Origin of the sequence: Confluentibacter citreus, from assembly GCF_002807055.1 — a bacterium.
GTDB lineage: Bacteria > Bacteroidota > Bacteroidia > Flavobacteriales > Flavobacteriaceae > Confluentibacter > Confluentibacter citreus.
This window is the reverse complement of record NZ_NIXN01000004.1, coordinates 231,089-250,890: the sequence shown is the minus strand read 5'-3', so window position 1 is coordinate 250,890 and position 19,802 is coordinate 231,089. Positions and strand designations below refer to the sequence as shown.

18 protein-coding genes are annotated in these 19,802 nt (G+C 35.0%); 7 read left to right on the top strand and 11 right to left on the bottom strand.

The window, feature by feature from the left end; genetic code table 11:
* The first annotated feature begins 150 nt into the window (after nt 1-150).
* Nucleotides 151-861, top strand: coding sequence for a hypothetical protein (locus tag CDH49_RS10215; RefSeq protein WP_100615413.1), 711 nt, complete (start codon nt 151-153; stop codon nt 859-861).
* Here the strand turns inward: CDH49_RS10215 and arsC are convergent.
* From arsC to sppA, 5 genes are all read right to left on the bottom strand, one after another.
* Nucleotides 854-1,195, bottom strand: a complete 342-nt coding sequence (arsC, locus tag CDH49_RS10210; protein WP_100615412.1) for an arsenate reductase (glutaredoxin) — start codon at nt 1,193-1,195, stop codon at nt 854-856. The genes CDH49_RS10215 and arsC overlap by 8 nt on opposite strands.
* Nucleotides 1,195-1,812: an HAD family hydrolase gene (locus CDH49_RS10205; RefSeq protein WP_100615411.1), complete on the bottom strand. Its 618-nt coding sequence runs from the start codon at nt 1,810-1,812 to the stop codon at nt 1,195-1,197. The genes arsC and CDH49_RS10205 overlap by 1 nt, the downstream gene beginning before the upstream one ends.
* Before the next feature lie 4 nt (nt 1,813-1,816).
* The gene (gene prfB / locus CDH49_RS10200) at nt 1,817-2,926 is read right to left on the bottom strand and encodes a peptide chain release factor 2 (RefSeq protein ID WP_100615410.1); all 1,110 of its coding nucleotides are present in this window, start codon (nt 2,924-2,926) and stop codon (nt 1,817-1,819) included.
* Between the two features lie 30 nt (nt 2,927-2,956).
* Nucleotides 2,957-5,437, bottom strand: coding sequence for a hypothetical protein (locus CDH49_RS10195; RefSeq protein WP_100615409.1), 2,481 nt, complete (start codon nt 5,435-5,437; stop codon nt 2,957-2,959).
* 90 nt (nt 5,438-5,527) lie between these two features.
* Nucleotides 5,528-7,291 (bottom strand): signal peptide peptidase SppA, encoded by a 1,764-nt coding sequence (gene sppA / locus CDH49_RS10190; protein WP_100615408.1) that lies wholly within the window; start codon nt 7,289-7,291, stop codon nt 5,528-5,530.
* A 176-nt stretch (nt 7,292-7,467) separates the two neighbouring features.
* Between sppA and CDH49_RS10185 the strand changes: the two genes are divergently transcribed.
* The gene (locus tag CDH49_RS10185) at nt 7,468-9,636 is read left to right on the top strand and encodes an endonuclease MutS2 (protein WP_100615407.1); all 2,169 of its coding nucleotides are present in this window, start codon (nt 7,468-7,470) and stop codon (nt 9,634-9,636) included.
* Between the two features lie 3 nt (nt 9,637-9,639).
* On the opposite strand, the gene CDH49_RS10180 is transcribed toward CDH49_RS10185, so the two are convergent.
* Together CDH49_RS10180 and CDH49_RS10175 are read right to left on the bottom strand one after the other, a co-directional pair.
* Nucleotides 9,640-10,587, bottom strand: coding sequence for an NAD(P)H-dependent flavin oxidoreductase (locus CDH49_RS10180; protein WP_100615406.1), 948 nt, complete (start codon nt 10,585-10,587; stop codon nt 9,640-9,642).
* A gap of 139 nt (nt 10,588-10,726) precedes the next feature.
* Nucleotides 10,727-11,245, bottom strand: a complete 519-nt coding sequence (locus CDH49_RS10175; RefSeq protein ID WP_100615405.1) for a hypothetical protein — start codon at nt 11,243-11,245, stop codon at nt 10,727-10,729.
* Between the two features lie 119 nt (nt 11,246-11,364).
* On the opposite strand from CDH49_RS10175, the gene CDH49_RS10170 reads away from it, so the two are divergent.
* Nucleotides 11,365-11,709 (top strand): DUF4377 domain-containing protein, encoded by a 345-nt coding sequence (locus CDH49_RS10170; protein WP_204524819.1) that lies wholly within the window; start codon nt 11,365-11,367, stop codon nt 11,707-11,709.
* 86 nt (nt 11,710-11,795) lie between these two features.
* Here CDH49_RS10170 and dnaK read toward each other — a convergent pair whose 3' ends face one another.
* Nucleotides 11,796-13,703: a molecular chaperone DnaK gene (dnaK, locus tag CDH49_RS10165; protein WP_100615403.1), complete on the bottom strand. Its 1,908-nt coding sequence runs from the start codon at nt 13,701-13,703 to the stop codon at nt 11,796-11,798.
* A 283-nt stretch (nt 13,704-13,986) separates the two neighbouring features.
* Between dnaK and CDH49_RS10160 the strand changes: the two genes are divergently transcribed.
* The 4 genes from CDH49_RS10160 (at nt 13,987) to CDH49_RS10145 (ending at nt 17,523) form a co-directional block, all read left to right on the top strand.
* Nucleotides 13,987-15,408 carry an L-serine ammonia-lyase gene (locus tag CDH49_RS10160; protein WP_100615402.1) on the top strand — a complete coding sequence of 474 codons (1,422 nt, stop codon included), beginning with the start codon at nt 13,987-13,989 and terminating at the stop codon, nt 15,406-15,408.
* A 54-nt stretch (nt 15,409-15,462) separates the two neighbouring features.
* Complete coding sequence (panB, locus tag CDH49_RS10155; RefSeq protein WP_100615401.1) at nt 15,463-16,281, top strand: 3-methyl-2-oxobutanoate hydroxymethyltransferase; 819 nt, start codon at nt 15,463-15,465, stop codon at nt 16,279-16,281.
* 126 nt (nt 16,282-16,407) lie between these two features.
* Nucleotides 16,408-16,770: a four helix bundle protein gene (locus CDH49_RS10150; RefSeq protein WP_100615400.1), complete on the top strand. Its 363-nt coding sequence runs from the start codon at nt 16,408-16,410 to the stop codon at nt 16,768-16,770.
* 60 nt (nt 16,771-16,830) lie between these two features.
* Nucleotides 16,831-17,523, top strand: coding sequence for an RluA family pseudouridine synthase (locus tag CDH49_RS10145; protein ID WP_100615399.1), 693 nt, complete (start codon nt 16,831-16,833; stop codon nt 17,521-17,523).
* On the opposite strand, the gene CDH49_RS10140 is transcribed toward CDH49_RS10145, so the two are convergent.
* Genes CDH49_RS10140 through CDH49_RS10130 form a run of 3 tightly spaced genes read right to left on the bottom strand, consistent with a single transcriptional unit; the run spans nt 17,520 to nt 19,582 of the window.
* Nucleotides 17,520-18,317 (bottom strand): sensor histidine kinase, encoded by a 798-nt coding sequence (locus CDH49_RS10140; protein ID WP_100615447.1) that lies wholly within the window; start codon nt 18,315-18,317, stop codon nt 17,520-17,522. The two genes, CDH49_RS10145 and CDH49_RS10140, sit on opposite strands and share 4 nt — an antisense overlap.
* A gap of 25 nt (nt 18,318-18,342) precedes the next feature.
* Nucleotides 18,343-19,071, bottom strand: coding sequence for a hypothetical protein (locus CDH49_RS10135; protein WP_100615398.1), 729 nt, complete (start codon nt 19,069-19,071; stop codon nt 18,343-18,345).
* Nucleotides 19,072-19,075: 4 nt separating this feature from the next.
* Nucleotides 19,076-19,582, bottom strand: coding sequence for a hypothetical protein (locus CDH49_RS10130; RefSeq protein WP_100615397.1), 507 nt, complete (start codon nt 19,580-19,582; stop codon nt 19,076-19,078).
* Between the last annotated feature and the right edge of the window lie 220 nt (nt 19,583-19,802).

Below are 19,802 nucleotides of genomic sequence, written 5' to 3'. Positions count from 1 at the left end.
CTCTTTTCATAGATTAAATGCAAATGATATTACCGATAATCGAAGTGATGCTACTTGTAACGGATTTTAACATTATTCTTTGAACAGGTCAATCGTATTTAATATTTTAGAACTCGTAAAACCTTATCTAACAAAAAGATAACTAATGTAATGACCGCCAAATCTAAAAGCATTTTCAAAATAATTACTGGTATCATTATCTTTTTCACTCTTCCCAGTCTGTTACTTTTTGGATATGTTTTATTTAAATATAATGAAGATTTACCTATGGGCGTTTCAGGAGAAAAAGCGGATATGTTAGCACAAAAAATGCTGAATTCCCTAAATCATGAAGCTTATGAAAACACCAATTATATTGAGTGGGATTTTAAAAACAGACATCATTACGAATGGCAAAAACAAAACCATATTTGTGATGTATATTGGAAAGAATTTAGAGTCACCCTCAATCTAAACAATCCTGATTTAAGCAAAGCCTATGTGCATAGTTTTAAGGTGGAAAACGACATCGCTAAAGAACTTAAGGAAAAAGCATTAAAATATTTTTATAACGATTCTTTTTGGCTTACAGCCCCTTACACTGTTTTTAATAAAGATGTTGATAGAAAATTGGTGGGCGATAATTCTTTATTGGTCACCTACAATTCTGGTGGAGATACTCCGGGCGACTCCTATTTATGGGAACTAGATGAGACAGGGAAACCGATTAGTTTTAAAATTTGGGCATCCATTTTACCTATTGATGGCCTTGAAGCTACTTGGACGGATTGGACAACTACAGAAACGGGCGCCATGCTACCAACATTTCATAAGTTATTGTTTTTTGGATTGGAAATGGATGGTATAAAAACTTCTAAATAATCTCTAAAATAGCTACGGTTGGTCTGCCAATCACGGCTTTATTACCATTAATCACAATGGGACGTTCAATAAGCTTCGGATTTTGAATCATAGCTTTTATAATCTCACTATCACTCAAATCTTTTCCTTTGAAATTCTCTTTCCAAATGGATTCATTTTGTCTAACCAAATCAATAGGCTTTATACCCAGAAGTTTAATAATGTCCTTTAACTCTTTTTCAGTTGGGACATCTTCTAGATATTTAATAATTTCAAAAGGCTTTCCAGATTTTTCAAGAACTTCCAATCCGCTGCGTGATTTGCTGCATCGGTTATTGTGATATATTTTAATCATTATAAGTGAATGTTGTAGGCTTTTAATTGTTCTAAAAGCAGATCTGGATTTTTAAAATGAATGCCGTTGATATTTAATCTATTCGCTGCTTCAATATTGCGTAAATTATCATCAATAAACACCGCATTTTCAGCTTTTATGTCGAAACGGTTGAGTGTTAAATGATAAATCTCCTCAAACGGTTTTCTTGTTTTTTCTACACCAGACACCAATATGCCTTCAAACCAATGTAAAAATTCGAATCGATCTAAAGCGATTGGGAACGTTTCGTGACTCCAATTGGTCAATGCAACGACTTTATATTTTTTTGAAGCGATGAGTTTTTCAAGAATGTCAACCGTTCCATGAATAGCGCCCCCGAGCATGTCTTCCCATCTGCCGTAAAAAGCTCTTATTTCAGTTTCATAATCTGGAAAACGTAACACTAAATCTTCCGTAGCTTGACTGATTGGGTAGCCAGCATCTTGGTTTTCATTCCAATCATGCGTGCAAATGGTATCAAAAAACCACCTCATTTTTTGTCTGTCACCATTAAAAACATCCAAAAAAACGTATTCTGGATTCCAATCAATCAACACACCACCTAGGTCGAATATAATAGTATCAATCTGTTTCATAAATTTACAAAGAATCTGGAGCTTCTTCTTTTTGTCCCATAGTCATTAAATAGGCTTTTAAAAATGGCGTAATGTCACCATTCAAAACCGTATCGACATTACCCGTTTCATGACCTGTCCTAACATCTTTAATCAATTTATAAGGATGTAACACATAATTTCTAATTTGGCTGCCCCACTCTATTTTCATTTTTCCTGCTTCAATGTCTTCTCGTTGGGATAATTGCTTTTGAAGCTCAATTTCATAAAGTTGCGATTTCAACATTTGAAGCGCTCTCGCCCTATTATCGTGTTGCGAACGCGTCTCTGAACAAGAAATTTGAATGCCTGTGGGTTTATGCGTTAACTGTACTTTTGTTTCTACTTTATTCACATTTTGTCCGCCAGCACCACTAGAACGTGCGGTGGTGATTTCTATATCAGCTGGATTGATTTCTATTTCAATAGTATCATCAACCAACGGATATACATAAACGGAAGCAAAACTGGTATGGCGTTTGGCATTGCTATCAAAGGGAGAAATACGCACCAATCGGTGCACACCGTTTTCACCTTTTAGCCAACCAAAGGCAAAATCGCCCTCAATCTCTAAAGTAACGGTTTTAATACCTGCCACATCGCCTTCCTGAAAGTTGAGTTCTTTCACTTTATAACCACTTTTTTCGGCAAACATCAAGTACATACGCATAAGCATACTTGCCCAATCGCAACTTTCGGTACCACCTGCGCCTGCCGTGATTTGTAAAACAGCACTTAAACTATCACCTTCATCAGAAAGCATGTTTCTAAATTCTACTTCTTCTAAAAGTAAAACGACTTTGCTTTGTAACTCATTGATTTCCTTTTCAGTGGCCTCACCTTCTCTATAATATTCCAAAAGAATTTCCAGCTCTTCAATTTGAGTGGCAATGGTGTGATAATCCTGTACCCATTTTTTTAATGAGCGCAGATTTTTCATTATTATTTCTGCCCCTTTGGGGTCGTTCCAAAACGCTGGATTGGCAACTTTTTCCTCTTCATTCTGAATCAGGATTTGTTTTTTGTCAATCTCTAAATAGGTTTTTAGTTTTTTACTTCTTTTAGTAAGCTCTGCAAATTGCTCGTTTGTAATCATAATGGCAAAAATACATTAAAAGAAATTATTTTATTGCACTGAAAAGGTAGTGATTTCATGCAATGGTATACCAGAATCTGAAATACCTTCAATCTCTATAATATAATCACCTTTAGTATCACTGGTAAAGAACGAAATGTCCTTCGAAGGATTTTGCGATGTAGTCCTAATGTTAGGTTCCCAATGCAGTGTAGTCCTAACATCGGCTTTCATGACAGTATGGGATTCTTTACTATAGTCTGGTGCATAAAACTCCTTGGCTGTATAAAATCCTTTGGCTTTAAAATCGGTGATGCCTGGTTTACGTTTCTCATCGAAAACCCTTGCTCCTTCTCGGGTATAAACAGCAATAACCCAAATATTCTGGCTAGTGTACATAAGTGCATCTGGTGGTTTAAGCACATCTATAAAGGAAATCATCTGTAAAGGTATTGACTCTACGGCATCAACATCTACCTTCATGTTATTTAATAAATACATTCTACCTGTAGGATGATCATTAGATAGTGAGCTCATTCGATTACTGCCAGGAACCATTACCTCGACTAAAGCGTCTATCGGATTACGGCCAGTAAATGCTCCGTACTCATCCAATTTACGAGTTTCTACATCTATCCTAGTATTTGCCGATCCACCATGTAGAGCCCTATTGTCCATTTCTTTTTGCCGTTCCTGTAACATACTTTTTCTTTCTGCAATCACGGTTACTTCTTCCAACCTTTCCACATCTTTATCATATTCAGCATTAATCTGATTGATGTATTGGGACATTTTTAGAAAATTAGCAATCTGGGTTTCATTAGCGCTTTTATTTTTTAAAACAGTACTTCTATTTACTCCTGGACTTTGGTAATTGTCTTTATCAATAAGGATTTCAACATTCCTATCATTTAACTCCTTTGATTGAAAATCTGTAAGTCTCGATTCAATCATCATGGGTATGGAATCAAAAAATACAAAAGGGCCAAAACTAAATTTTCCTTGCGAATTGGATTTTTGAACTGGTTCTTGGGATAATATATCTCCTAAAAAAGTTAACCTTGTAGCCGCACTAGTAATGGTATAGGGCTTTTTTAACAATTTGGTAGTTCCAGAAATAGTGATCCCTTTTTCGATAGGAAATTTATCAGCCGCCTCTTCACGATGCAATAAATTTTGCCATGTAAATCGCCTCCAGCCATGGGTCATCATAACCAGGTCTAAAAGAAACCTTGTCCTAAAATCGGCATCCTTGGTAAAAAAATAGCCAGGATCCTTGACTTCTCCTCTTAAATCTGAGTTGAGCAATAACCATGTTTTAATATTGTCTTGCCTATTATTATATGGTAAGGCATTCATATCCCTTACACTCATAGATAATTGGCTTGGCAACGTATTGCCACCAACATCTTTTGTAGAAATATTTAAAGCGATTTTCTCCCTTACCCCTACTTTCTCTTTAGCTTTTGTTATCTCTATAATACCTTTATTATCTATATTATCTACAAAAATTAAACGTTCGCAAACAGGGTTTCCGTTGGGGTCAAACAATGTTAAAGTGACTACGCCATCTTTGAGTTCATGGGTAAACAACTTTAGCGTATAATCATTTACGGCTTCAGATTCCAGCTTTTTGAATATCATATGACCACGTTGGTGCGCCACAAAATAAGAACCCTTTAAGCCTAAGGGTATATTCGATTTTACATTTACCAAAAAATGGCCCTCATTATTTGTAACGTTTAGAGTATAGCCCTTTGGTAATGCTTTGGGCAATGGATACTTATATTCTGAGCCATTAACTTCAACATGGGCATAGTATGATTTGTTTGGTTCGGGAACGAACGAAAAGAAACCGAGACCAAATTCGGTTGTTGAAAATTGGGAAACAACATTATTATCACTATCGGTAACAAAAGAGGAAAGGTTTATTTTATTGTATAAATCATTTTTAACTTTTACAGCTACTTTGCCCCTTATATTCTCTACTAAATGGCCTCCTTCGGGGTAAAAATTCAGATCTGGTTTCTCAGAGATTAAAACCTCAGGATCTCCAATTGTTTCTGTTAAACTTGAATCGTTAGTATTGTCCGGGGACCATATAAAAAGTTCTTTTTGAAAAAAATAATCTGGCTCATTATTTCTCATGTAGTTGGTATAAGCCCTAAGCAAGTAACTTCCCGATTCCCAATTTTTATCTATCTTAAAATCACCTGAAAAGCTAATATCCTCGGTAAAGAATTTCTTTTTATCAATGATGCTGTCTCTATCATTGATAAGCTCTACATAAACTACCAAGCTTTTTGTGCTTTTGGCATGGGTAACGCCATTAACTAAATAACCATTAAACCAAATGTTATCATCTAAGGAATAATAAGGTTTATCTGTTTGTACATAAATTTTTTCGGGCCATTCGGTTTCGGAGTAATTTTTGAGTTTTTCCTCAACCAATTCAGCAACAAGGCTCCTATTTAAAACCGCAAATGATGTTAAAACGATAAATATTAGAAAGTAAGAGATGGCTTTTTTCATAAATTTTATCAAAATTTAAAAAACTTCAAAACAATGATGCTTTTTCCAAATTTATGAAAAAAAAAGATAAATCTTACGAAAATTTTATTTCTATTTAATATCTATGCTATAAGGAAACAATAACTGCACCCCTTTTTTTTCTGTCATGGATTTAACTTTTTTAAGAATCTTATAATTTTCCTCACCCAACTCTTCTTTTAAGATATCTTCTTTGGTTTTAACCAAACCAAAACCTCTTAATATTTTATCTAAGTCTTTTTCAAAAATAGGCAGTTCCTTGATTTTGTAATCTTCAATATTGGCAGCTTCGGCGGCTCTTTTTAAAGCTACATCCAAACCACCTAATTCATCCACCAAACCATTATTTATAGCATCTGCACCTGTCCATACACGTCCTTCTGCTATTATTTTAACATCATCTTGGCTCATGTTTCTGCCATCAGCTACGCGCTTTGTAAACAATTCATAAATATCAACAACACCTTCTTTAATAAAGTCATGTTGTGTTTCACTTAAAGGCTCAAAAAAGCTGTATGTTACGGCATTTTTATTGGTTACCACTTGTTCTGCATTAATACCCCAACTATCAGCTAATTCCTTACCATTGGGCAACATGCCAAAAACGCCAATGCTTCCTGTAATAGTTGTTGGTTCTGCAATGATTTTATCGGCATTGCAAGCTATATAATACCCCCCAGAAGCAGCCAAATCACCCATAGACACAATAACAGGCTTTGTTTTTTTGGTCAGTTCAATCTCCCTCCAGATTAGTTCGCTAGCCAAAGCATCACCCCCCGGAGAGTTAATACGCAATACAATGGCTTTTACTTTGTCGTCTTCCCTAGCTTCTTTTAAGGCCATACTCATTGTGCCTTGTCCGACACTATTCTCATCACCTTCACCATAAATGATATCGCCTTCGGCAAAAATGACCGCAATGTTATTTTTACTGCTCTTTGATTTTAGTTTATTAGCTGTGTGAATGGCATAATCTTCAATAGTGATGCGCTCAATATCATCATCATAGTCGACATTCAAGGCCACTTTTAAACCATGAATATATTCATCATAATAGGCTATTTTATCAATGAGATTGTTGCTTTTCGCTAACGTGGCATTTCTAGCCAAAAGATTATCAGCTATGGTATCTAAATTTGCAACTGAAATGTGTCTGCTCTCCGAAACCTCTTCTTTAACTTGCTTCCATATGGAATTTAAGTACACACTTATTTGTTCCCTATTTTCATCACTCATTTCATTTACCAAAAAAGGTTCTACGGCACTTTTGTATTTTCCGTAGCGGATGACTTCCATTTTTAAGCCTGTTTTATCTTGAATGTCTTTAAGATACAACTGTTCAGAATACAAGCCTTTAAACTCTAAAGTCCCAGCGGGATTCATATAAATAGTATCTGCAACAGAGCTTAAATAATAATCTTTTTGGGTATATATATCGGAATACGCCGTAATAAACTTCCCTGATTTTTTAAATTTTAAAAGGGCATCACGGATTTCCTTGGTTTGGGTAATGCCAGCATCAATATAACTATTATCAATCGTAATCCCTTTGATTTTATCATCGGTAGCAGCATATTCTATAGCATCAATAATATTAAAAAGACCATTTTTTCTGTCTTCGTTCAAAAAAGTATAATCTTTAAACTCAACTTTGCCCGCATAATCTTTTATGGGGAAATCTAAAGTGAGTTCTAATACAGAATTAGGCTTTACAGTTACAATTTCTTCTGAAGATGACCCAATAACCAATCCAACTATAATGAGCAATCCGAAACAAATAAACAGAAACACAAAAATGCCGACTACTGTCGATAATACACGTTTTATAAAATTCATGATTTATATTTTTTAATATTTGTAGTGTAATAGAAATTAATGTTACAAAGAACCTAAAAGTTTTAGTTTTTACAAGGTATTATATCAAAAATAGCATGATTTAATATAAATTATATGCAAATGATTTACCTAAAGAATTTTTAACTTTGCCCTTTTATTAGATTTCACAAAACTTAATGATACACATTCACGAAAAGACATTACGCGATATAGAATTTCCAACTGTTTTAAAGCAGGTCAGTGAGCTTTGTGTCACACCTTTAGGTAATGAAAGTGCCTTACAAATTGCTCCTTTAAAAACGAAGGAAGACTTGCTTTATGCGCTTAAATTGACGAATGAATATCTATCGTCATTCTACAACGATAACCGCATTCCCAATCATGGTTTTGATGCCATCACCAAAGAATTAAAGCTTTTAAAGATTGAAAACACCTATTTGGAAGTTCATAGTTTAAAAAAAATATCTTCTATATCATCAACAGTCAATGAGATTATTATCTTTTTAAATAAGTTTGAGGACTATTATCCAACGTTGAGTGATTTCGCTTCGCATATTAACGTCACCAAAGCCATCATTGAAAAAATAGATACGATTGTTGATAAATTTGGAGATGTTAAAGACAATGCCTCTCATCTACTTTTTGAATTACGCCAGTCCATTAACAACATAAAAGGAAAAATAAATCAAAGTTTTACTTCGGCACTTAACATGTATCACGGATTGGATTATTTGGATGATATTCGAGAATCCGTGGTGGACAACAAACGAGTTTTAGCCGTAAAAGCCATGTACCGCCGTAAGGTAAAAGGTGCCATTATGGGTGGCAGTAAAACGGGAAGCATTGTTTATATGGAACCTGAAACCACTTTGCAATATTCTAGGGAACTGAACAATTTAGAGTACGAAGCGCAAGAAGAAATCATTCGTATTTTAAAAGAAGTCACTAATTATATCCGTCCGTTTTTACCATTATTAGAAGATTATCAGACTTTTTTAATCAATATCGATGTCATTGCTGCCAAAGCAAAATATGCCCGTTCCATGAATGGCATTCTTCCAGAAATAACAGATGACAGACATATTTATTTACGTGATGCCTATCATCCACTGCTTTATTTAAATCATCTACATGAGAACAAGACAACCTATCCGCAGACTATAGAATTGAATGCTGAAGGACGGATTATAGTCATTTCCGGTCCCAATGCCGGCGGAAAAAGCATTACATTAAAAACCGTTGGCTTGTTACAAGTTATGGTGCAAAGTGGCTTGTTGATTCCTGTTCATGAACGTAGTAAAGTGTGTTTATTTGATCGGATTTTAAGCGATATTGGTGATAATCAATCCATTGAAAACCATTTAAGCACCTATAGTTACCGATTAAAACAAATGAATTATTTCTTAAAGAAGTGCAACAATAATACACTTTTTCTGATTGATGAATTCGGAACAGGAAGTGATCCCGAACTCGGTGGTGCCTTGGCTGAAACGTTTTTAGAAGAGTTTTACCATCGGGAGGCTTTTGGAATCATAACTACCCATTATTCGAATTTAAAAATGTTGGCAAATGAGTTGCCGTATATGTTGAATGCCAACATGCTTTTTGATGAACGCTCGTTAGAACCTATGTTTAAACTGGTTATAGGTCAAGCTGGAAGTTCGTTTACGTTTGAAGTCGCGCAAAAAAACGGTATTCCGTTCGGACTTATTAATCGAGCGAAAAAGAAAATAGAACGTAGTAAAGTTCGGTTTGATGAAACCATTGCAAAGCTTCAAAAAGAACGCAGCAAACTCGAAAAAACAGGGGCTTCCTTAAAACTCAATGAAAAGAAAAAGATTGAAGAAGCTGATAAGCTTGAGGAAATCAATCTTAAAATCCAAAAGAAACTGGAAAGCTACCAAGAATTATATGATAGCAACCAACGCTTAATCTATTTAGGACAAAAAATAAATGACATTTCCGAAAAATACTTTGAAAACAATCAAAAAAGGGAATTGATGGCAGAACTCTTTAAATTGGTTCAAATAGAAAATTCCAAGCGCAAAAAAGTCACGGTTAAAGAGAAAAAAGTCATCAAAGCCAAAGAAGAAGCTGTGAAGCAGGAAGCTGAAAAAGTGGTTGAAGTCATTCGAGAAAAAAAGAAAGAAGCCAAGAAAAAAGCGATTGAAACCCCGAAGCCCAAAGCCATTTTAAAAGTCGGTGACAGAGTCCGCATGGAAGATGGCCGCGCGATTGGAAGCATTGATAAAATCGAAAAAAACAAAGCGGTTGTTAATTATGGCATGTTTACGACCAATGTAAGCTTGGAGCAATTGGAATTGGTGGAGGCTCTAAAAAAATAATCTTTACATTGTTAATTTAGCCACAATGTCTCTTACAGGCAATATAGCCTTTGTCTGTTCAATACTTGGTCCAGCCACCCAAACGGTTTTATAAGTGACCTCATTCGCTGCTTTTTGGGTATCCCGCATGCCTTTAGCAAAACGAAGCATTTTTACCCATTTTTTTAGTTTTTTGTTTCTGTTTAAAACGGATTCTAACCAAGTAGTTTTAGTGCCCACTTTTTGAACATATGGTGTATTGATGACGGTACAAGGTGTGCCGGAAATACGTTCGGTCATCACAATATCTTTGGCACCATAATCTACGCAAGCTTGTTTATATTCATTGGTCACACCAGATTCTATCGAAGCTATAAATGGACTCCCAACTGAAACCCCAGCTGCACCATAACTCAACATTTTATCTACATCCGCTTTACAACCTACACCGCCAGCTGATATGATGGGGATATTGCAATGCGTGACCAATTCTGTTATTAAATCTTTCGGACTCATATTGCCCCTGTGGCCTCCCGCTTCATTATTAACAGCGATAATAGCATCTGCACCTAAATGTTCTACTTTTTTTGCGAATTGTAAATCCACCACATCACAAAATACTTTTATACCATATTTATGTGCTTGATTTATCGTTTCTTCGGGGCTTCCGAGTGATGTAATGATAAAATCACAACCGACTTCACAAATAACACGCAGTTGTTCTCTAAATTTTAAATTGGATTTGTTTACAATCAAATTAAATCCAAAGGAACCACCGTCTACTTTGGCTAATTTAAGTTCATTGATAGCTGATTTTAATTCCTCCAAGGTTCTATAATTAAGTGCTGGAATACAACCAGCAATACCACTTTTCATAGCTTCCTTTACCATAGCTGTATTGGAAACCAAAAACATGGGTGCTTGTATTATGGGATATTTTATATTAAGAAGTTCGGTGAGTTTAGTTGCCATATGGATTGCATTTAAACAAATATACAAAAACAGCATGCGGGCATAATAATCTATTTTGCTTTGAATGCAATGAAACTAAAAAGATAACCTTCTAACTAGGAATTAGAAAATTTCTCTTAATAAAAATCAATATGTATATTTAATTATTTCTTACAAACGTCACTTTAGCCACTATGGTGCTTATAATAGTTGCTCCTTGTTCCGATAAATCTTCAATGGTTTCTACAGATAGAACTAATTCATTTTGTGTTAATTTCTCAATAGTACCTTCAGTTTCTTCTCCTTGAGATTCAATTATAAGCTTATTGCCATTTTGTTCCCAGGAGCCATCTTGTAGAAATTCTAGATTTTCAATATCTTGAGTATAAGTTTGTCCTAGAACTGTATTGGTTAAATGAATACTATAACTCCCATCTGAAATATAAGTCTTTGGAGAATCGTTAAATGTAACCGTAAAATCAATATCATAGCCTTCACCAGTAAAAGTATTTGATAAAATTTGTCCTGAAACTTCTGTAACGGTTTGTCCACCATAATCTACAGAGGTAGCAATCCATGTGCCTAAAATATCCGAAGATATTAGAGGTGTAACTTCTTCGTTTGAACAAGAGTATAAAACGAGAACTATTGCAATGATAAATAGGTTGATTTTTTTCATGAAACTTGGGTTTATTAATTTTTGTAAATATATAATATTTTTATTACAGGAAGATAATACGAATATATTTGAAATGGGACGCAACCATTTTCTATAAATTACATCTTCTAGAAAACAAGATGATGAAAATTAAATTCACCTTTTTAGCCGCGTTTATCTTTTTAAATATTTCATGTTCTGACAATGAAAATGTTATTAATACCACCCTTTGGATAGATTCGCAAAGAGTAAGTTGTACGGGTGTTGCCGAACAAACTTGTTATAGAATTCAAGAAAATACTGTTATTAAAGACAATGAGTGGTTACTATTCTACGATGTCATTGAAGGTTTTGACGAGCAATACGAAACTGGCTATACCTATAAAATTAGTGTCTCCAAAATTAGAATAAATAATCCACCCGCAGATGGCAGCTCTATTCAATACATACTTAATGAAATATTAAGTAAAGAACTTGATGAATAAAAAAACGCAACCATTTCTGATTGCGTTTTTGTTTTTATGAGATCCTGAAACAATCCCGATAACTATCGGGACAGGATGACAAGATTTTATTTTACTTCTTCGAAATCTACGTCTTCAACATCACTACTTTCAGATGATTGTCCGTTGCTGCTTGCATCAGGCCCTGGAGCTGCACCACCTTGTTGCGCCTCCGCTTGAGCTTTGTACATTTCCTCTGAAGCCACTTTCCAAGCTTCGTTTATTTTTTCTAAAGCTGGGTCTATAACCGCTAAATCTTTAGTTTCATAAGCTTTTTTAAGTTCTTCCAAGGCATCTTCAATTGGCTTTTTCTTATCATCAGATAATTTATCACCAAATTCTTTTAACTGACTTTCTGTTTGGAAAATCATGGCATCAGCTGCATTTAATTTTTCTGCAGTTTCCCTTGCTTTTTTATCTGCTTCTGCATTTGCTTCTGCATCTGCTTTCATCCTTTTGATTTCTTCTTCAGTTAAACCAGAAGATGCTTCAATACGGATATTTTGAGTTTTTCCTGTAGCTTTATCGCCGGCGGTTACGTGAATGATACCGTTTGCATCAATATCAAAAGTCACTTCAATTTGTGGCGTTCCACGTCTTGCTGGTGGAATACCATCTAAATGAAAACGTCCGATTGTTTTATTGTCGGCTGCCATAGCTCTTTCTCCTTGCAATACATGTATTTCAACTGATGGCTGATTATCTGCTGCTGTAGAGAATACTTGTGATTTCTTAGTCGGAATCGTTGTATTAGCTTCAATAAGTTTGGTCATTACATTACCCATAGTTTCAATACCAAGTGATAATGGAGTCACATCTAATAGCAATACATCTTTTACATCTCCAGACAATACACCTCCTTGAATACCTGCTCCTAATGCGACTACTTCATCTGGATTAACACCTTTACTTGGTACTTTTCCGAAGAATTTTTCAACAGCAGCTTGAACTGCTGGGATACGTGTAGAACCACCTACCAAGATCACTTCATCAATATCGGTTTTTGATAATCCTGCAGCTTTTAAAGCAGATTCACAAGGTGCAATGGTACGTTTTACTAAGTCGTCAATTAACTGTTCGAATTTAGAACGTGTTAATGAACGCACTAAGTGTTTTGGTCCACTTGCTGTAGCCGTGATATATGGTAAGTTGATTTCTGTTTGTGCTGAAGATGATAGTTCAATCTTAGCTTTTTCAGCAGCTTCTTTTAAACGTTGTAGAGACATAGGGTCTTTACGCAAGTCTATACCTTCTTCAGATTTAAATTCGTCAGCTAACCAACCTATGATTTTTTCATCAACATCATCACCACCTAAATGGGTATCACCATCTGTTGACAATACTTCAAATACGCCATCGCCTAACTCTAATATAGATACGTCATGTGTTCCTCCACCAAAGTCGAATACCACAATTTTTTGATCTTTTCCCTTTTTATCCAATCCATAAGCCAATGCAGCAGCCGTAGGTTCGTTGATGATTCTACGAACTTTCAAACCTGCAATTTCACCAGCTTCTTTAGTAGCTTGACGTTGTGAGTCATTAAAATAAGCAGGTACTGTAATAACTGCTTCTGTTACCGTTGTTCCCAAATAATCTTCAGCAGTTTTCTTCATTTTTTGAAGAATCATAGCCGATAATTCTTGTGGTGTATATAAACGGCCGTCAATATCAACTCTTGGGGTGTCGTTATCGCCTTTTACAACTTTATATGGTACGCGTTCTGCTTCTTTTTGAGATTCAGAATATTTATTTCCCATAAAACGTTTAATGGAATAAACCGTTTTTGTTGGGTTTGTAACTGCTTGACGTTTTGCTGGATCTCCTACTTTAATTTCGCCGCCTTCTACAAAAGCAATCACCGATGGTGTAGTACGTTTACCTTCTGCGTTTGGGATTACAACAGGTTCGTTACCTTCCATTACAGAAACGCAAGAGTTGGTTGTTCCTAAATCGATTCCAATAATTTTACTCATAATATGTATGTTTTTTAATTGTGTTGAATGTTCTTTTTTAACTTCGTTGTGTTAAAGTCAATGATTATGCCAACTAAGAAATACTGACATGATGTCATATTATCCCGTTGTCCATTGTTAGTCGACTTGTTAAGTTTTCTCCACAGTTTCCACAAGTTAATCTTACCTTTATAATTCCTTCAGGTTTATTAATCTTAGAGAATATAGTTTTTTTAAAGACTGTCGAAAATCTATAGGCAGCCTTTTTATTTAAGTTATATTTGTTTCAATCTTTTTCTGTAAAATGGAATGTATCTCAGTTTTCGACATGCTTAAGATTGGTATTGGGCCCTCAAGTTCCCATACCCTTGGTCCATGGCGTGCTGCCGAACGATGGATTAAGGAATTAAAGGAAAAAAATCGTTTTGACAACATTGAAAACATTACTGTTGATTTATACGGTTCATTATCCTTAACTGGAAAAGGCCATGCTACCGATTATGCCATCATGCTGGGATTAAGTGGTGCTGATCCAGAATATGTGCCTACTGAAAACATCCAAAGGATTATTGATAACATTCATCAAACAAAAACGCTCTATCTAAATAACGAGAAACCCATAGTTTTTGATCCAAAAACCCAAATCATATTCAACAAAACCTTTTTGCCTTTCCATGCCAATGCCTTAACTTTCAGGGCAACTATAAATGGGAAAAACAAAAAATCCACATTCTACTCCATTGGAGGTGGTTTTGTTGTCAAGAAAAAACGTAAAAATGCTAAAATAAAAGAGTCCATTTTTAACACGTTTCCTTACCCCATCACCTTAGGGACGGAACTCTTGGACTATTGCAAAAAACTTAACGTATCCATTTCTGATGTGGTATTGGAAAACGAAAAATCCATAAGGACCGAAAAACAAATAGATTTCGAATTAAGCCGTATCTGGAACACCATGTTAGAATGCATGTATATTGGTTGCCATACCAACGGCAATCTTCCCGGTGGGTTGAACGTGAAACGCCGTGCACATGATATCCATGAAAAATTAATAGGTAACAATTTATATTCCAATCCACAAGAATGGTTGGAAGCCATTCGTAAAACAGAGATTAAATTCAGAGGCATTCTTAAATGGGTTAGCTGTTTTGCTTTAAGTGTCAATGAAGTTAACGCCTCCTTAGGCCGTGTCGTTACAGCGCCCACCAATGGCAGTGCTGGTGTTATCCCGGCAGTTCTTATGTATTATATGGTTATTGAAAACCATGAAGCCGATTTTAATCATATTAAAAAATTCTTGTTGGTTGCAGGCGAAATTGGTAGTATTTTTAAAAAAGGCGCTACTATTTCTGCTGCTATGGGTGGTTGCCAAGCGGAAATTGGGGTATCAGCGGCGATGGCTGCTGGCGCATTAACCGAATTGATGGGTGGCTCGGCAGAACAAGTATTGATTGCGGCTGAAATTGCCATGGAACATCATTTGGGATTGACCTGTGACCCCATTGGCGGCTTAGTGCAAATTCCATGTATTGAACGCAATTCCATGGGTGCCATAAAAGCGATTAATGCAGCCGAATTGGCAATGGAAACCAATCCAAAAGATATCAAAGTTCCCTTAGATAAAGTAGTTAATACCATGTGGGAAACCGCAAAGGATATGAATTCTAAATATAAGGAAACCAGTGAGGGCGGTTTAGCTATTGGTGTTAATATGTCGGATTGCTAATGAAATTTAACTTTATAATATTTAGTACTTTTACACTCTATTAAAACAAAAACGATGTCTACAGCAAAAAAAGAATACAAGCGCATTACCGTGAAAACCTTAGTTGATATGAAGGCCAATGGCGAAAAAATATCGATGCTAACGGCCTACGATTACACCATGGCAAAAATCGTTGATGGAGCTGGTGTAGATGTGATTCTTGTGGGGGATTCGGCCAGTAATGTAATGGCGGGGCATGAAACCACCTTACCGATTACACTTGATCAAATGATATATCATGCCTCTTCCGTAATTCGTGCCATAAACAGGGCGCTGGTAGTGGTTGATTTACCTTTTGGAAGTTACCAAAGTGATCCGAAAGAAGCCTTACGTTCTGCTATTAGAATCATGAAAGAAAGTGGCGGACATGCCGTAAAGATGGAAGGTGGCAAAGAAATAAAGGAATCCATCAAACGCATTTTAAATGCTGGGATTCCAGTCATGGGGCATTTGGGTTTAACGCCACAATCCATTTATAAATTCGGAACCTATACCGTGCGGGCGAAGGAAGAACAAGAAGCTATGGATTTAATTGAAGATGCCAAAATGTTGGAGCGCATTGGTTGCTTCGGAATCGTATTGGAAAAAATCCCAGCCAAACTTGCCAAGGAAGTTGCTGAAAGCGTTAGTATTCCTATCATAGGAATTGGTGCGGGACGTGATGTGGACGGACAAGTCTTGGTTTTACATGATATGTTGGGAATGACCCATGAATTCCACCCAAGGTTTTTACGTCGGTATATGAATTTATATGAGGATATGACTACCGCTATTACACAATATGTTAGCGATGTAAAAGCCGTTGATTTTCCTAATGGGAATGAACAATATTAGGTTAGACTATCTTAGACTAGTTAGACTTGTTAGAATTTTAGACTTGTTAGTAAAGAATCTGGTAATTTTAAAAAATAAATATCTAACGATCGAAGATAGTCTAACAATCTAAAAATCTATTAAAAAATGCATCGATTTAAAGAACTGGAGATTTGGAAAAGAAGTAGATTATTTTGCTCAGAGGTTTATAAGTTAACTTCTAATTTTCCAGAATCAGAAAAATTTGGTTTAACTAATCAACTTCGTAGAGCTTCTGTTTCAATAGCTTCTAATATTGCTGAAGGTTCTTCTAGAAAATCCAATAAAGATTTTTCAAGGTTTTTAGAAATCACTCTAGGGTCTTGTTATGAAATTGAAACACAATTGCTTATTTCCTTCGATTTAAAATTTATTACCGAACTTGAATTACAGGAGATTTCAAAAGAATTGGATGAAATTATCAAAATGATTTCCAAATTCAAATCAACTCTAAAAATCTATCAATTCTAAGAAGTCAAACAATCTAACCATCTAACTAGTCTAAATTTCTAAGCAGTCTAAAATTCTAACATGTCTAAAACCTTATCTAATAAGTCTAATTTACAAGTTCTCTACGAAGACAACCACATCATTGTTGTCAACAAACGTGCAGGGGATATTGTACAAGGGGATAAAACGGGCGATAAGCCTTTGAGCGAGGTTGTAAAAGAATATATAGCCGAAAAATATAATAAGCCTGGTAATGTGTATTTAGGGGTGGTACATCGCCTTGATAGACCTACAACCGGCCTTGTTATTTTTGCAAAAACAAGTAAATCACTACCCAGATTAAATAAACTTTTTGTTGACAAAGAAGCAAAAAAAACATATTGGGCGATTGTTAAAAATGAACCTAAAAAGCTTGAGGACACTTTAATTCACTGGTTGAAAAAAAATCCAATAAACAATAAATCAGTTGCACATATTAAAGAAGTGACTGATAGCAAAAAAGCGATTCTTCATTATAAGGTTTTAAAAAAACTAGACAATTATTTTTTATTGGAAGTGAATTTGGAAACAGGCAGGCATCACCAAATACGCTCACAATTAGCGAGTATTGGTTGCCCGATTAAAGGTGATTTAAAATATGGTTTTGATAGAAGTAATCCTGATGCCAGTATTCATCTGCATGCCAGGCAAATTAACTTTATTCATCCCGTAAGTAATGAAGTAATAAACATTATTGCGCCTCCACCTCATGATGCGATTTGGAATGCTTGTTAAAATGAATAATTCAATACTAAAGTAACGCCTTCATTGGGTTCAGATGTCAAGTCCAATTTCGCATTGATCAACGTGGCTCGACTCTTCATGTTTAGCAAACCAGACCCTTTTTCAACACTGTCAATATTAAATCCTTTACCATCATCTTTCATTGTGATGATAAGATTATTTTGTTGATAATTCAGAATGATACTTAAATTTTCGGCATCTGAATATTTAACTGAGTTAGATAAAAACTCTTGAATAATCCTAAAAATAATGATTTCGTGTTTTCTGTCGGCAAATGGCTGTTTTTCACCAATTACCCGAAGTTCGGCTGATGTAAACTTCATCTTCTTCAATCGGTTCAATTCATTGGTTATGGACTTTTCAAAACCAATATTAAGAACCACCTCATTATTTAGTGTTTTGGAAAGCAGCCTGACTTCCGCTAAACTTTCTTTTAGAGCCTCCGAGGTTTCTTTAAATTTTTCTTTCACATCATCTGATACTTGCATTTTTAAAATACTTAATTGCATACTGGCAAACGACAATAACTGCCCCACATTATCATGAAGTTCCCAACCAATATTCTTTAAGGTTTGTTCTTGGGTTTCCGTTTGTGCATTTGCAATTTCCGCTTCAAAAGCTTGTTGCTGCTTTATTTGATCTAAAAGCAATTTGTTTTTCCGCTTTAAAAACACTATAAAAAATAGGATAACCAATGAGGAAACAAGTACCAAAATAGCTATCATATAGATAAGTAAATAGCGCTCTGCATCAGAACTCTTTGGTAATTTATTCTGTAATAACATTAAGAATGAATTGAAAAACATACAATCAACTTTCTAGGGTTTTTGGTCTGCAAAATATTAAGGCAAAAGTAAAAGTACCGTACATTAATACATTGCATGATAAATAAATATACCTTCTAAGATATATATAATCCCAATCCCTTTCGTAAACATTATATATATATGCTTGATATTGATCAAAAAAAACAATAGGGGTAATTATAAGCCACCAAATGAAAATGGCAGCACTAATATAGAAGTTTATGGATTTGTAAAATGTTAAAATGTTATCACTTTGAAGCAATTCAAAGAAATACAATATGGTGCATAAAATGATAATAATAGCACCCAAAACACTAATAATTGGAAAAAAGCGAATAAAAAAATCTTGCCAATGGAAAATGATATAAAATGTCGAGAATATCAAAAACAAACTAATCGCTATTTTAATTACTTTTTTAAACAAGGGTGTGATCAAAATATTTTGATAATAATAAGAATAAAATACAATGGCTCCTATTTTCCAAAATAAGGTAGCCCACCAATGGTTCTTTTCTATTTTGGTTCCAATTAAGAATGATAAAAAACGATCATCAAGAACATATCTTGTATACGAACTCAACAAATCGCAAATGGCTACAAATACCAAAAAATAAATAAAATGTTTAACTTCTTTATTTTTATACTTACGCAACAAAAAAATACCCGTGATAGCAGCGGTAAACTCTACCATACGGGTGATTAATGAGTAATTTTTTAGTATGAATTCATCCATATATTTATTTTGGGTAACCTTGCTCCCCTCCTTCACCTTCATTTAAAGGTGGCACGGGTATACCTCCCTTACCTCCTTGAAAATTCATATTAAGACTGCTAGCCTGAGATTTAACTTTATGCCCAGTTGGCACAATAATCATGGTAGTTAGATTTTTTTTAGTTTGTCCAGCATTTTCGCCATATTCACCAAGATACACTCTAATACCTGTCATGGTATACCCTAAACTATCTGAGTAATTCTTGGCATACCCTAAATAGTTTTCAATATCTTCTAAATCCCAGTACGTTGAGCGGTCATCTTGCTCCCTGCCCTGCTTTTTGGCAGCGGAATCTACAGCTGGTTTTCGGTATAGCGTCCAGTTATCACTCAATGCTTGCGCCTGTTCAATGGAAATAACGCCTTTTGGTTTTATAATCTTCTCTGGAGGTTGCACAACTCTGGGACAAAAATAATAAGTAAGAACTGCCCCGATAATAATTCCTAAAATAATATAGCTTAGGTGTTTCATGATTAATTTTGGTTAGATGGAAAAATTGTTGGTTAAAAGTAGTAAAAAGATTCTAAAATTATTATGATAACCTTTTAAGGTTACTCCAAATTAATAATAACAAGACACGCATTACGCAAATTTTCACGACTCATATTTTCAACGGTTGTTTTAATGAAATTAATGGCTAATTTTTAATTATTAGAAACTCAATCCCTTTATATCATCATGCTTTTATTTA

Bases quoted from the DNA above. Each gene is read 5' to 3' on its own strand.
- dnaK (WP_100615403.1), bottom strand. From the start codon at position 13,703: ATGAGTAAAATTATTGGAATCGATTTAGGAACAACCAACTCTTGCGTT.
- CDH49_RS10170 (WP_204524819.1), top strand. From the start codon at position 11,365: ATGATGAAAATTAAATTCACCTTTTTAGCCGCGTTTATCTTTTTAAAT.
- arsC (WP_100615412.1), bottom strand. From the start codon at position 1,195: ATGATTAAAATATATCACAATAACCGATGCAGCAAATCACGCAGCGGA.
- CDH49_RS10140 (WP_100615447.1), bottom strand. From the start codon at position 18,317: ATGTTATTACAGAATAAATTACCAAAGAGTTCTGATGCAGAGCGCTAT.
- CDH49_RS10160 (WP_100615402.1), top strand. From the start codon at position 13,987: ATGGAATGTATCTCAGTTTTCGACATGCTTAAGATTGGTATTGGGCCC.
- CDH49_RS10195 (WP_100615409.1), bottom strand. From the start codon at position 5,437: ATGAAAAAAGCCATCTCTTACTTTCTAATATTTATCGTTTTAACATCA.
- CDH49_RS10215 (WP_100615413.1), top strand. From the start codon at position 151: ATGACCGCCAAATCTAAAAGCATTTTCAAAATAATTACTGGTATCATT.
- prfB (WP_100615410.1), bottom strand. From the start codon at position 2,926: ATGATTACAAACGAGCAATTTGCAGAGCTTACTAAAAGAAGTAAAAAA.
- CDH49_RS10145 (WP_100615399.1), top strand. From the start codon at position 16,831: ATGTCTAAAACCTTATCTAATAAGTCTAATTTACAAGTTCTCTACGAA.
- CDH49_RS10175 (WP_100615405.1), bottom strand. From the start codon at position 11,245: ATGAAAAAAATCAACCTATTTATCATTGCAATAGTTCTCGTTTTATAC.
- CDH49_RS10135 (WP_100615398.1), bottom strand. From the start codon at position 19,071: ATGGATGAATTCATACTAAAAAATTACTCATTAATCACCCGTATGGTA.
- panB (WP_100615401.1), top strand. From the start codon at position 15,463: ATGTCTACAGCAAAAAAAGAATACAAGCGCATTACCGTGAAAACCTTA.
- CDH49_RS10185 (WP_100615407.1), top strand. From the start codon at position 7,468: ATGATACACATTCACGAAAAGACATTACGCGATATAGAATTTCCAACT.
- sppA (WP_100615408.1), bottom strand. From the start codon at position 7,291: ATGAATTTTATAAAACGTGTATTATCGACAGTAGTCGGCATTTTTGTG.
- CDH49_RS10130 (WP_100615397.1), bottom strand. From the start codon at position 19,582: ATGAAACACCTAAGCTATATTATTTTAGGAATTATTATCGGGGCAGTT.
- CDH49_RS10205 (WP_100615411.1), bottom strand. From the start codon at position 1,812: ATGAAACAGATTGATACTATTATATTCGACCTAGGTGGTGTGTTGATT.
- CDH49_RS10180 (WP_100615406.1), bottom strand. From the start codon at position 10,587: ATGGCAACTAAACTCACCGAACTTCTTAATATAAAATATCCCATAATA.
- CDH49_RS10150 (WP_100615400.1), top strand. From the start codon at position 16,408: ATGCATCGATTTAAAGAACTGGAGATTTGGAAAAGAAGTAGATTATTT.